Source organism: Pseudoalteromonas sp. MMG013 (assembly GCF_018100885.1).
GTDB lineage: Bacteria > Pseudomonadota > Gammaproteobacteria > Enterobacterales > Alteromonadaceae > Pseudoalteromonas > Pseudoalteromonas aurantia.
This window is the reverse complement of the sequence record NZ_JAGJEE010000001.1, coordinates 453,016-466,694: the sequence shown is the minus strand read 5'-3', so window position 1 is coordinate 466,694 and position 13,679 is coordinate 453,016. Positions and strand designations below refer to the sequence as shown.

General features: G+C 41.0%; 10 protein-coding genes. 6 read left to right on the top strand and 4 right to left on the bottom strand.

What is annotated here, in order from left to right; genetic code table 11:
- Positions 1–675 precede the first annotated feature (675 nt).
- Genes J8L98_RS01945 through J8L98_RS01935 form a run of 3 tightly spaced genes read left to right on the top strand, consistent with a single transcriptional unit; the run spans position 676 to position 4,038 of the window.
- Positions 676–2,466: a glycoside hydrolase family 3 protein gene (locus tag J8L98_RS01945; protein WP_247682382.1), complete on the top strand. Its 1,791-nt coding sequence runs from the start codon at positions 676–678 to the stop codon at positions 2,464–2,466.
- A 20-nt stretch (positions 2,467–2,486) separates the two neighbouring features.
- Entirely contained in the window at positions 2,487–3,284 is a 798-nt protein-coding gene (locus J8L98_RS01940; RefSeq protein WP_210995041.1) for a DUF1445 domain-containing protein, read from the top strand.
- A 10-nt stretch (positions 3,285–3,294) separates the two neighbouring features.
- Positions 3,295–4,038, top strand: a complete 744-nt coding sequence (locus J8L98_RS01935; protein ID WP_210995040.1) for a 5-oxoprolinase subunit PxpA — start codon at positions 3,295–3,297, stop codon at positions 4,036–4,038.
- Positions 4,039–4,164: 126 nt separating this feature from the next.
- Here J8L98_RS01935 and J8L98_RS01930 read toward each other — a convergent pair whose 3' ends face one another.
- The 4 genes from J8L98_RS01930 to J8L98_RS01915 all read right to left on the bottom strand — a co-directional run bounded on the left by J8L98_RS01930 (position 4,165) and on the right by J8L98_RS01915 (position 7,965).
- Complete coding sequence (locus tag J8L98_RS01930) at positions 4,165–5,727, bottom strand: serine hydrolase domain-containing protein (RefSeq protein ID WP_210995039.1); 1,563 nt, start codon at positions 5,725–5,727, stop codon at positions 4,165–4,167.
- Between the two features lie 180 nt (positions 5,728–5,907).
- Positions 5,908–6,630, bottom strand: a complete 723-nt coding sequence (locus J8L98_RS01925) for a YebC/PmpR family DNA-binding transcriptional regulator (protein WP_192509400.1) — start codon at positions 6,628–6,630, stop codon at positions 5,908–5,910.
- Between the two features lie 93 nt (positions 6,631–6,723).
- On the bottom strand, positions 6,724–7,356 hold the full coding sequence (locus J8L98_RS01920; RefSeq protein ID WP_210995038.1) for an HAD-IA family hydrolase: 633 nt from the start codon (positions 7,354–7,356) through the stop codon (positions 6,724–6,726).
- Positions 7,357–7,464: 108 nt separating this feature from the next.
- Positions 7,465–7,965, bottom strand: coding sequence for a DUF6702 family protein (locus J8L98_RS01915; protein WP_210995037.1), 501 nt, complete (start codon positions 7,963–7,965; stop codon positions 7,465–7,467).
- A 549-nt stretch (positions 7,966–8,514) separates the two neighbouring features.
- Between J8L98_RS01915 and J8L98_RS01910 the strand changes: the two genes are divergently transcribed.
- The 3 genes from J8L98_RS01910 to J8L98_RS01900 are packed head-to-tail and all read left to right on the top strand — an operon-like array spanning position 8,515 to position 13,676.
- Positions 8,515–8,754 carry a hypothetical protein gene (locus J8L98_RS01910; protein ID WP_192509397.1) on the top strand — a complete coding sequence of 80 codons (240 nt, stop codon included), beginning with the start codon at positions 8,515–8,517 and terminating at the stop codon, positions 8,752–8,754.
- 54 nt (positions 8,755–8,808) lie between these two features.
- Positions 8,809–10,023: an exonuclease SbcCD subunit D gene (gene sbcD / locus J8L98_RS01905; protein ID WP_210995036.1), complete on the top strand. Its 1,215-nt coding sequence runs from the start codon at positions 8,809–8,811 to the stop codon at positions 10,021–10,023.
- Positions 10,023–13,676 (top strand): AAA family ATPase, encoded by a 3,654-nt coding sequence (locus J8L98_RS01900; RefSeq protein ID WP_210995035.1) that lies wholly within the window; start codon positions 10,023–10,025, stop codon positions 13,674–13,676. Before sbcD ends, J8L98_RS01900 begins: the two co-directional genes overlap by 1 nt.
- Positions 13,677–13,679 lie beyond the last annotated feature (3 nt).

The following is a 13,679-nucleotide window of genomic DNA, read 5'->3' as shown; positions in this document are numbered from 1 at the left end:
TGCATGGACCCTGAAATAAATTCAGGGAGACGAAGCAAAATAAATTCAGAAAGACGAGTAATAAATTGAGGGATAAGAGGAAAACTCACGGATAAAACATCAATGTCCAACTGATGTAACTCACCTCAGCCGTCGTCCTGACGCAGGTCAGGATCCACAAGTACAAAGTGCCCCCTCTACATGGACCCTGAAATAAATTCAGGGAGACGAGGGACAATAAATTCAAAGAGACGAGGAAAAACAAACTCAGAAGTACGAAAAATAAATTGAGAGAGACGAGGAAGACTCACAGGATAAAACGTCAATATCCAACTGATGTAACTCACCCCAGCCGTCTTCCTGACGCAGGTCAGGATCCACAAGTGCAAAGTGCTCCCTCTGCATGGACCCTGAAATAAATTCAGGGAGACGAAGGAAAATAAATTCAGGGAGACGAAGCAAAATGAATTCAGGGAGACTAAAAGTAAGTTCATGCGGATGTTTACGCTATGTGCATAGAAATATAACCCAATATCGTTCATAACACATTAATTGTCGATGCGATTAACTTCGCTTAACAATGTGCTATATACATACCTATTTCAATGTTAAATTAGTAGCTAATCATTTGATGTCTTTCACAAGTTTTATATGGCACTCTCACAAGTTTTAAAACCTTTAGGTATCGTTATCAGCATGACAATTCATCAACTTGCAATGGCAAACACTCCACTCAATGAGCAACTCGGCCAAAAGCTGATGCTAGATTTTCGTTATTTCTGTGAAAATGGCAAGAGTTCAGCATGTCGTACACCGATGAAAAAACTCCCCAAAGCACTGGCGCAAGTCATCACTAAATACCACATTGGAGGCGTGATTTTATTTGCTGAAAATGTGCAAGACATCGCACAAATAATCGAATTAAACAAAGCACTTCAAAGTGCAGCTAAACAACCTTTATTTATTGCAATTGACCAAGAAGGAGGACGTGTCGCTCGTATTAACCGAGAAGTTGCCACCTCTTTTACTGGCAACATGAGCATTGGTGCAACGTACCCTAAACACGGCACTTTTTATGCCACTGAGGTTGCCAAAGCCATTGGAAAAGAACTCAACAGTTTGGGAGTTAATGTTAACTTTGCGCCCACCGTTGATGTCAATATGAATGCTGAAAACCCAGTCATCAACGTACGTTCGTTTTCGGAAAACCCCGATGAAGTTGCTAAACTGGGCGCTGCCCAAGTGACTGCCTTTGAAAATGAGCGTGTTATATCCGCTTTAAAACATTTTCCGGGCCATGGCGATACTCACATTGATAGTCATACAGGGCTGCCAAAGGTTACGCATACCCAAGACACTATTTGGCACAATGATTTAGCCCCTTTTAAGTACATCATTGATACACATGCGCCTGGCATGATCATGACAGCACATATTCAATACCCCGCTCTTGATAACAGCGAATTGACGAATAAACATGGGCAAAAAATGCTGAAACCCGCCACTATGTCGCGCGCCATAATGCATGATTTACTCAGGACCAAACTAGGCTATGAGGGAGTGATTGTTACCGATGCATTGGATATGGCTGGGATCAGTGATTTTTTCACCCCAAATCAAGCTGTTATTGAAACATTTAAAGCGGGCGTTGATATCGCATTGATGCCTATTGCAATTCGTACCCCCCATGATATTCAAAAACTGGATTCACTAATGTCAAGTTTGGTAACAGCCGCCAACACTCAAGAATTAAACAAACATGACATAGCACAATCGGCAACGCGAATTGCTGCGTTAAAACAACGGTTTTTAAACACTTCAACACACCCATCTATCAACATAGCGCACGCAACCTTAGGTAATCCAAGTCACCGGCAGTTAGAAGCGAACCTTGCAGTTGCAGCTATTACTGAGGTAAAAAATTCAGGACTATTACCAATAAAGCCTGTATCAACCCAGCCTAAAAAAACACACCTCCACCTCATTATGCCTGATACTCGCAAGTGCATTGCACTCGAACAAGCATTACAAAAGTTAAGTAAGCATGCCTTTCATATTACCTGTAGCAGCCTACAAGGGTTCGACCCCACAGCAGCCAATAACGCGATTGAACACGCTGATATCATAATTGCAGCTCATGCCAGCCCACAACAAAGTGCCGTAGAAATAGGGGGTATGGATGACATAGCGGAATTATCAGATCATGCTGTATCTCGACATGACCAACCAAAAGTATTGCACCAACAAATGAGCTTAGCGAAGCGCCTGAAAAAGCCAGTCTTATTTATTAGCTTACGTGCACCATACGAAATTACAGAGTACGCGGTTATCAGTGACGCAATTTTAGCTAGCTATGCCTATAATATTGATATAGACAATAAAAATCAGGTCTCTGGTCCCGCTTTTACAGCATTAGCTCGGGTAATTTTAGGACTTGATAACGCGCAAGGTGTGTTACCCGTTACAGTGACTCTGCCTAACAAATAAATTTTCTGAGGGCCTTAACTATGGATCCATCGGCATCATTAACCGCACCTCATGCGATACGGAAAATGATCCGGGAAGGCGATTATTCAGGCCCAACCATCGGATTTGTACCCGGTTTTACGCAATGTAATATTATTATTCTACCTAAAGAGTATGCTTACGACTTTTTGCAGTTTTGTCACTTGAACCCAGATGCATGCTCTTTGATGGCCTACAGTCATTCACCGGGCGCGTATACGCTTGAATCACTGGGTAAAGATATTGATATTCGTACCGATATTCCGCGTTATAGAGTATTCAAAAATGGCCAACTCATTGAAGATGTACACGACCTTTCTCCAATTTGGCAAGCAGATTTAGTGACTTTTGCGTTAGCGAGTTACCTGAGTTATGACTATGCGCTAAATTGCGCAGGATTAAAAAGCTCAGCCATTAACCCATTGCATGGCTTGCCTTTATATATCTCAACATTACCTTGTAAAAGCGCAGGAACATTTTCTGGATTTAATGTGGTGAGTATGCGCCCTTTTACCCCATCAGATCTTGTAAAAGCAATACAAATCGGAGCACTTAACCGATCACCTCATGGCCTTCCTGTACATTTTGGCGAACCTAAAGACATCGGTATTTATGACTTAAACAAACCCGTATTTGGTGAACCAATAGACATAAATAAAAAGTGCATGCCCGTTTTTTGGACATCGAACATGACAGCTCAACTCGCAATTACCAAAATAGCGCCCAAATTGTGTATTATTAACAGTCCTGAACATTTGCTGGTCACCGACCAACAAGATGTTAGCTTAGCAATCAAATAAAGGTAAAAGCATGCTGTTAAATTGTGACTTAGGCGAAAGCTTTGGTGCGTGGACAATGGGTCTTGATACGAAAGCGATGGCAGAAATTGACTGTGCAAATATTGCTTGCGGCTTTCATGCTGGAGATCCAGATGTTATTGCTGCCACATTACAACTCGCCAAGCAGCATAACGTAACTGTCGGAGCACATCCAAGCTACCCAGATAAGCAAGGTTTTGGACGACGCTCTATGCAGATGCAACACCAAGAATTAATACATTGCCTGCATTATCAGATTGCGGCCCTAGAAGGCATGGCTAAAGTCTATGGTATTACGCTCAAGTACGTAAAACCTCATGGTGCTCTGTATAATGATATGATGCGTGACAATGCTATCTTGAAAAGTGTTTTACAGGCCATCGCCGACTACCCTAGCGATTTAAAGCTGATGATGTTAGCAACGCGCAAACAAAGTGAACACCGCCTACTTGCTAACACCTACAATGTTGCAGTTTTATTTGAAGCATTTGCTGACCGATTATATACAGATGATGGACTGCTGAGCCCCAGAAGCATGCCTACTGCGGTGCATGATAAAACAGCTTTACTTGCTCAAGTTACACAATTAATAACTCACCAGAGCGTACAAACCAATTCAGGAAAGACCCTTCCCTTGGCTGCTGATACATTATGTGTTCATGGTGACAATGAAGACAGTATTGCGCTTGTCAAAGAGATCCGTGCTTTATTGAACAACACAGCTATCGCACGCTAAGTTTGTAAAGCCCCTTTACATAGAGGCACTTTGACAAACGCACCAACAAGATTGAATAGCAACAAATATAACTTAGCTACGCTATATTTGTTGCTCTGGCCATAAGGTTGTCTTATGACCATCAATTTATTGCTGAAAAACCGTGGTGCCATTGATACCTTTGCTATGTAATAACTTAATCGCTTGGTCTTGAAAGGTTTCCGCCGCATCGCTATATGGCTGCCCTGCCCATGTGTACATATGCACATCAAGCGGTGTTACATGCGATGCATACACCCCCCAAAATCCAGAGTGACCGACGGTTTGATAATTTTTTTCTATCACCTTTTCCATAGCTAAACCATAGAACTCAGTTGGTCCTTCAAGCTCTTCTTCAGCTGTTGTTGTTTTTCGCCAGTACGACTTCAACTCGGATCGCAATGCTGCATCTAAAATAAATTGGTCACTATGTAGTGCGCTAAAGAAAGCGTTCAAATCATCTAGTGTTGAAACTATTCCCCCTCCTGCCCAAGCAAATGACGTATTAACACCCAACGCTACAACATTATGATTACCATTGAGATATTGATACTCAGGTGCATCAGTTTGGATCATAAAGAGGTGTTCAATGGGTCCCTGTCCTTTTTTAGCTTGATGATAATCCATATAGGTATGCTGCATATCAAGCGGCAAAAAAACATGCTCCTCCAATAAAGCTTCAAAAGTTTGACCAGTAAATTTTTCTAACGTCCAAGCCAACAAATCAGAATTGCTATTCCCATATAAATAGGCTGAACCAGGCATCGTTTCTAGCTCTTTGGTTAACCCCCGCTCTAATAACTCCTGTATCAATAAATCAGAGTGCCACCGCTGAGGGACATTATGATCTTGCTGTGTTAACGCCTCTAAGAAGGCACGCGTGTCTGGTGCTTGAAAATCTTGTAAGTAAGAAACAAAATCTCTTATTCCAGTACTCTGATCCAGTAACTGCCTTATTGTGATTGTTTCCCCTTGCTTAGTGTCGCCAGAGTGATGTAAATCGCCCACCGTAAAGCCTTGTGGCATATCTGTATCAGTCAATAATGCTCCAATTGGTGTATCCAGCGTAAACAGCCCCTTTTCGATTAACTTAAATGTGACCGCAGCAGATAACGTTTTTGACACACTTGCGATCCGAAATTGATGTTCTGGTGTCATTGGTTGTCTCGTCGCTTGCTGCGCTAATCCCGCAGCATCTTGCCAAACAATGCCGTCTCCAAAATCAATGAGCGAAGCCATATTGATGATTTCACCCTCATGTTGCGTAAAAGTACTATCAAACAATGTCGATAAGGGTTCAAATATATGCTCTTGTAAGCTACCTACTTGAACCGTAATACGTTCAGAGCGTTTAAAGTTCTTTTTATCTATGGCACTGACAACATATACGTACTCTCCGGCCTCGTGCGGTAACATGAAAGTCATTTTATTAGAGCCTACCGCTTGATCGACAAACTCTGTAGTACCGGGCCCTTGAACTTGTTGCCACTCAATTGCATTTAGGTCATTATCTTCATCAGTAATATCAGCAGTAATTGTTAAGTGTGTTGTTGCGATTGCGGTAAAGCTCGTTTTTTCTAACGTAATTTTCGGTGCATGACTACTGGAACCACATGCCGTCAAAATTAAACTAGAAACCAAGAGAGTTAGTGGTTTTATCAAGAGTTTCATTGTATGCCTTTCCTTTGCTTAAAAAGTAGTAAGGCCAAAATATAGTGCAGTGTAAAAAAGGAAACTGTTGTCAATAGTTAGCATTTTGTCAGCAAATGTGAAATTGCGTTAGGAATAATTCAGACATAAAAAAACCGAGCTTCGAGCCCGGTTTTTAAAATAACCCAATCGTAAAAATAATTAATTTACAATCGCGTTATGATAAATGTTTTGCACGTCATCACAATCTTCAAGCATACCCATAAACTTTTCGAAATTTGCAATATCATCTTCATTGGTAATTTCAACTTGAGTTTGTGGTACAAACGTAATTTCGTCTACTTCAAAATTAATGTCAGGGAATGCTTCTGTCAGCGCCGTTTTTGCTTTGAAATACTCTGTGTGAGGTGCAAATACTGACACTTTTCCGTCTTCCACTTCAACATCTGTTACATCGACATCAGCCATCATCAGCGCTTCCAGCACAGCTTCGTCGTCATCACCAGCAAAGCCAAGTATTGAAAAGTGATCAAACATATGTGCAACACAACCTGGGCTGCCAATTTTCGAATCAGTTTTTGTAAATGGTAATCGAACATCTTTAATCGTGCGATTCGGATTATCCGTTAAACAGTCAACAATTACCATACAGTTACCAGGGCCATAACCTTCATAACGTGCTGGAGAATAGTCTTCACCTGCACCACCAGCTGCCTTTTCCAATGCTTTATCAATAACATGGGCCGGTACTTGATCTTTTTTCGCTTTTTCAATTAAACGACGTAAAGATTGGTTTGTATCCGGATCAGAGCCACCATTTTTTGCGACAACGTAAATTTCTTTTCCGTATTTTGAGTTTACTTTGGTTTTTGCCGCCGCCGTTTTTGCCATGGCGTTTTTGCGGACTTCAAATGCTCTGCCCATCTTAATTCTCGTTTTATAAAATTAAATTGCCGAGATTTTAACAAGACTAAGTCAAATGAGCTAGAGCGGATCTCACTTTGTCCAATGATAATATCATTGAGTCGATAAAATCAGGCGAGGTAATTCACTAAAATGATGCATAACGAATTGCGCTTCCGATGCATAGGCTGGGACGCACTCTGGTGCATACAAACACGCTCTCATACTCGCATTGTGCGCAGCTTGGATATCATATAAATAATCTCCAACATAAATACAATTTTTGGCATTAAAATGCCACAGTTTAGCAATATGCAGTAATGCAGTTGGATCGGGCTTAGCGGGCGCATCATCACGGGTTATCATGGTTGCTATGGGAATGTGGCAATGGCGTACTTTAAGCTCTGCTGCTTTTGTATAATTACGCGTCACAATGGCCATCGGAATGCTCATATCAATTAATGCTTCTAGGCAATCTCGTACCCCAGGTAGTAACTCAGCAGTCTGTGCATCCATTAACTCATGTTGATGTACAATGTGCATTGCTTCTTGACGCATGTAAGGCGAAGGTAAATTATCAATATATGTAAGCAGGTCTTGCTCATGTGGGCAGCCAACTTGAGCTTTGATGATAGAAAAGTCAAGCCCAGAGCTTACCAAGGTGCCATCTAAGTCAAATATAACTCCCTTTATTTCAGATGACGAGACTACACTAGACGATTCGTGTTGTACTGTCGCTTGAGCCATAATATTCCTTGCCCTCTCAGCTATTTTGAATTTAACTTTAGTTTACGTTATCACCACTTGCAAAGATCGCTTGTTGATGAAATTTTCTCACTATGCTACGAGCCATAGCTAACGGGCTTCATTAAAAATAATTGGTAGCCAGTCATCCCCCTTATCAAAGTGCAAAGAGCGAATGCTGCCTTTTTCTTCAAAATACACCATATTAATTTGCTCTGGCCAAATATCCTGCAAAACACGATTTTGCATACTCACAATAGCATGTTTTCCTGATGATTGAGTTTCTTGATACACGATAAAAAACGGCCCATCAATATGTGTCCCCAAATTAACAAGAGACAAGCGCTTGCCTCCCGCTACTTTAAAGTGGACATGTTCACTAACATAATCAGCAAATCTTTTTTGAGCTTCCATATTGGTAAATATATCCGTGTTAGTACCAAATAAAACCTCTGCAGCGTGCTCTACATCGTGGACATAATATCGATGTAACACTTCAACGTGACCATTAACACGGTTTATATGTACAGTCGTTTTGGCTGACTTTAATTGGTGTGCGACCCCAGACGAAGAAACAAACAGCAAAGACATTATTAGCAATTTAGTGTTCATCAAAAACCATCACCTTGAAATACCAAAAATATGGGTTGTTTGGTTAAGTTGCTTTTTCATACTGACTTATTAACCCAACAACACTCAGTTATAAATTGAAAAAGTGGGAACATGCTTGCCCGTCGCGTTTTATCTATACGCTTTATTCAAACAAGAAATAAAAGCTAACTTACCAAATTAGTGGTGGCGCAAACAGCTATTTTTGTTCGTTATATTGATATAATGTAACAAATATAGAAACACCCTATAAAAAGGGTATTCAGCGTTTATTAAGTAGTACAGACTAAAGTACAAGAGAAACTTGAATAAAATTCGACTTTACTGTTGCTAATTCGTGCAATGGCGGGCATGCCACTATGGTATTTCTGGTGGTTATTATGCCTATTTTTTAAATAAATAAAGAAAGCGAAAAAAAAGTGTTGATATTTGGACCAATTTATCTTTAAAATCGCGCTCTTTTTTATTTCAGGTAAAACTCACTTCAAAAAGTTGGCGTTAGTTTTGCTCTGTTAATTATACCCGTTTAGTAATAGACATGTGGTGAGCAGTATGGATTTTTACATCCTAAAAAAACAAGAAAAATTAGTTGCCATCCCTGCAGATGAGCAAAACTGCAAGCAGTACTTAGATGATGGCTACTTTTATGTAGATAAAATAGCTGCTTGTAACGAAAAATCTGCACTAAAAAGGCAACAGGCAAAACAAAATAGGCTGTTTAAAACTCCTACTTTGTTGTTATTACTTGTTTTACCTATAATTATTTTTGCTTGGTTGCAAATAACTCGATAAACAAATTCGTTTTGCAATGCTATATTAGCGTTTCTATGAGTATAGGGACGTTTAATGAAAGTACTGCACACATCAGATTGGCATCTTGGTCAACAATTTTATGAACATAATCGTACATTAGAGCACGATGCCTTTTTAACATGGCTGAGCAATGCACTCAAGCAGCATGCTATTGATGTGTTACTAATTTCAGGTGATATTTATCACACCGCGACACCTCCAGCACACGCTGAACAGCAACTTTACGCCTTCATTAAACAAGCAAAGCGCCATTGCCCTAATTTACACATTATCATCATTGCGGGTAATCATGACTCCGCTAATCGTATTGAGACCGCGAAGCCATTACTGCAAGCGTTTGATACCCATGTTGTTGGCCGATTCAACAAACATAGTCCAGAAGATGTTGTTCTAACCCTCCACACTCAGCATGGACCGCTGACAGTGGTTGCAATGCCTTTTCTACGTGCAGGCGACTTAACACTCGACAATCAACATCCCGATGCGTACCAGCAAGGAGTTCACAATGCTTATCAAAGCAGTATTGCTTGCGCGATGGATATAAAACAGGGGCCCTTACTTGTAATGGGTCACTTACATGCCAAAGGGGGTGATATTTCCAGTGACTCAGAGCGAAACATCACCATTGGTGGATTTGACGCCATAAGCGCAACTGTATTTACTGAGCTCGCTGACTACGTCGCTTTAGGACATCTTCATAAATCACAACGCGTCGCAAAAAGCGAATTCATTCGCTATAGTGGCACGCCGATGCCAATGTCTTTCTCCGAACGACATTACCAACATCAAGTGCTGATCGCGCAATTTGATAAGCACACGTGTATTGCCGTCGACCCCATACTCATTCCTAGGCACCAAGATGTTTGTTTACTTCCTGAAACAGGAGGCGCCACATTGGACGATTTATGTGATTTAATTGAGCAACTTGAGTGTGATATTGATGCTCCCCCACCATATATCCGACTTAAGTTAAATGCCAATGAAACGGATAGCCAATTCCGTGCAAAAATAGACGACGCACTTGCGAATAAGCACGTTCTCTTTTGCGGTATCGAACGCGTCAAAAGTAGTACGCATAATAAGCATGACTCACAACTTGAAGATTTGGGGCAGGTGGAACAACTCGACCCAGTAAGACTGCTCGATTTGGCGTTTAAAGAACATATGGATAGCGATGAATGTGCGCCGGCATCAGTACAGCAATGTCTCTGCGAAGCCCTTGCTGTTCTGAGTGAGGTCAGTGAATAATGAAACTTATCAGCGTGAAATTACATAACTTAGCATCCATTACAAACGCCGCCATTGACTTCGAGCAAGCCCCGTTGCATCAGAGCGGTTTATTTGCAATCACAGGGGATACTGGCGCAGGAAAGAGCACATTACTTGATGCAATATGCTTAGCGCTTTATGGTAAAACAGCTCGCCTTAAAAATGATTTAAAAAATACCGTAGCCTTTAATGGCGACGACATTAAGTTAAACGACCCAAGAAATTTGCTACGTCGAGGGTGTGCTAATGGGAGCGCTGAAGTCACCTTTGAAGGCCAAGACAACATGCGTTATATGGCCCGGTGGAAAATAGCGCGCGCGCGCAATAAAGTTGATGGCCGACTCAAAACGGCTGAACATGAGATATTTGCACTCAGCGATGATACCTTACTCGCACAGAAGTCAGCGGCGGTAAAGAAAATCGAGCAGTTAATCGGTCTTAATTTCGATCAATTTACACGCGCTGTATTACTTGCTCAACATGAATTCGCGGCATTTTTAAAAGCCAGTGGCGATGAGCGAGCTCAACTACTCGAATGCTTAACTGGTACTGATAAGTTTAGTCGCTTGGGGCAAATAATATTCGAACAACACAAACAGAAAAAAACGGCACTAGAACAACTGCGCCTTAGTTTAGAAGCATACTCTTTGTTAACTGACGAAGAGCTGGAAGACGTCACAAATAAAGCCCGCAAGTACCATAATGAACTCGAACTATTAAAACAGCAGCAACAAGGTATCGAGCAGCAAAAAAATTGGCTACAAGCTGGGGAATTACTTCATTCTAAGGTAAGTAACCATACGATTAAGTTAAACGATATTAAGGAAAAAATAACCGCCCAATCCGCCCAATTTGAACTCGCTAACCTAGCTGATGTGGTCCAACAAATCGCTGATAACCGTACCCAAGCCGACCAGTTAAACTCACAAATAACGGCCTTAAATACGGAACTAAAAAAGGTCAACGCCATTGATCATGCAGAAGCCATATCTCAGCAAGAAAAAAAGCTGCTCGAAATAACAAAAATAACAGTACACGCGAAGTCTGATTTTAACCGATATCAGCCAGATATTATTGCTGTAAGATCACTGGATACCAAACGTTCAGAGAACCACTCTCAACTGACTAATGCAAAGCTGCTCGCTGAGAAAGCCCACTCTACATTGGCGCAAACCACACAACAACAACATAACTTACACAAAGATTTAGATGAAAACACCGTCACTCAAACCAGCCTGCACACAATCCTAGAGGCAGACCCTAATGGCACTCAAGTATTACCGCATTGGCAGCACTTAAATGTATTACTCACTCAGTTAACGCAATTAACGCAGCAACAGCACGATACACAAACACAGTACAATGACGCAGTGCAGCAACATGTAAAGCTGAGCGAACAACGCGCCCCTCTATTGACGAAACTCGCTCAACATCAAGCCGACAATGACCAGACCGAAAGTCAACTCGAGCAACTAAAAACAACGCTAGATCAACTCGATTATGAAGCCATGCAAAAGCGTCGTTTTGCACTACAAAACTGCATAGCGTACAAAAACGAACAAAATAGTATCGATGCGGAGTTAATCCAATTACAAGTCCGTTTAGATAAAACACGCCATCAACAACATACACTTAGTCAACAATTACAGGATGCCGAAAAGCAAACCGAATTATCGAAGCAACGGCTTGTTCTCACACAAGATAATTACAATCAGGTGCAATTGCGTGCCAGTGAAAATATCAGTGCCTTACGTGCAGTGTTACAGCCAGGCAAAGAATGTGTTGTATGCGGGGCAACTGAACATCCATATGGTGTTGAACATATTGACGAGCATTGGCAAAACCTCTTAAATGATTTTAAGCAGCAGAATGAACATGCTGAACATGCGAATCAATTAGCGCAGCAACGTTACTCTGAGCATCTTGGTGCAATAGAACAAATTAACGCTCAGCTGCAAGTAACACTACAACAACAGGCCCAACTCAAGCAAAAGTGGCAGCAGATTAAAGACCAATTAGCCGCACTTGACGACGTTGCTGATTGGACAACACAAGACTGTTTATCAGAACTAGATTCTATAGAATCGCAACTAAAACAATACAGTGCACTAACACAACAACAGCAGGCTGCTTGGCAACAATTTCAGCTTTATCAAAGCCAATTACAAGTAACTCAATCAGCCCTACAAGACCTAGATAAATCACTTCACTCTAATGAGCAAACACAGCAGCATAATACACAACAGCTTACGCGGGTAAGTCATGATATAACTGCATTGTACAACCAAGCACATACTTTATTTACGGACCCAAATTGGTGGAATGTATTTTCAACAAACAACCAACAAGCTCTATCTGAGCTTGATAGCCGTATCACGCTATTGCAAACAACAGACACTCAATTAAATGAGTGTAATGCCAAGCTACTGACGCTAAAAAATGAATTAAGTGTTACCATGATTCAAATAAAGGAACAACGCCTACATTTGGAAAGAACGCAAAGTACCGTTGATACCTTAACTGCTTTATCACACCAATTAAATGCTGAACGGGCGCTGTTATTACCTCTTGATGACAGCCCAGACCAGTGGCATCAGCGATTACAAAATACGCTTGAACATGCTGAAAGCGAGCAACAAAAACTGCAAAATACCTTAGTGCAGCTTACTCAAGCACAGCAAGAAAAAACCTTAATGCTTGATAACTTACAACAACAAATACGCCAAAACAATGAACAACAGCACATTGTTGAGCAACGCTTTAATGACTGGATTTTAGTCCAGCAACATGATTACCCTCAATTAAATAGCACTCTCGTACTTGATATTTTGTCTCAAGACAACACTCAGTTCGTAAAATTAAAAGCATTACTTGAGCAGTTAAAAATACAACAGAATCAAACACAAGCAACCTTAACGCACTTGCAAAGCGAACACCTTGAGCACCAACAACTCGCTCTCACTGATTTACCATTGAGTGTGCTAGAAGAACAATATCACGAGCTCAATACACAACGAGAAGTAACTCAAAACCTATGGCTAGAATGTAATACGCAACTGACACAGCATACTCAAAACACCAAACAACTGCAGACGAGAAAAGTGCAACTGTTACAACAACAAGCGACGTATGAACATTGGCACTTGCTCGATAAGCTATTAGGCGATGCCACCGGAAAGAAACTTCGTAATATCGCGCAAACGCAAACTTTAAGAATACTATTGCAATATGCAAACCTTCATCTGAAGAATTTATCCAAACGCTATAAACTCAGTGTGATTGGTCAATCTCTAGACATTGCAATTATTGATAAAGACATGGCAGATGAGCAACGTTCTGTTAATACCCTCTCTGGTGGAGAATCTTTCTTAGTTTCTTTAGCATTGGCATTGGGACTTGCGTCATTATCATCAAATAAAGTAAAAATTGGTTCATTGTTTATTGATGAAGGCTTCGGGACTTTAGACCCCGAAACATTGAGTGTTGCGCTAGATGCGCTAGACTCACTTCAAGCACAAGGACGCAAAGTAGGGGTTATCTCTCATGTGAGTGAAATGACCGAACGCGTTGCTACACAAATACATGTTAAAAAACAACCTGGCGGCTATTCAAGTATTACGGTAAAAGGATAAAAC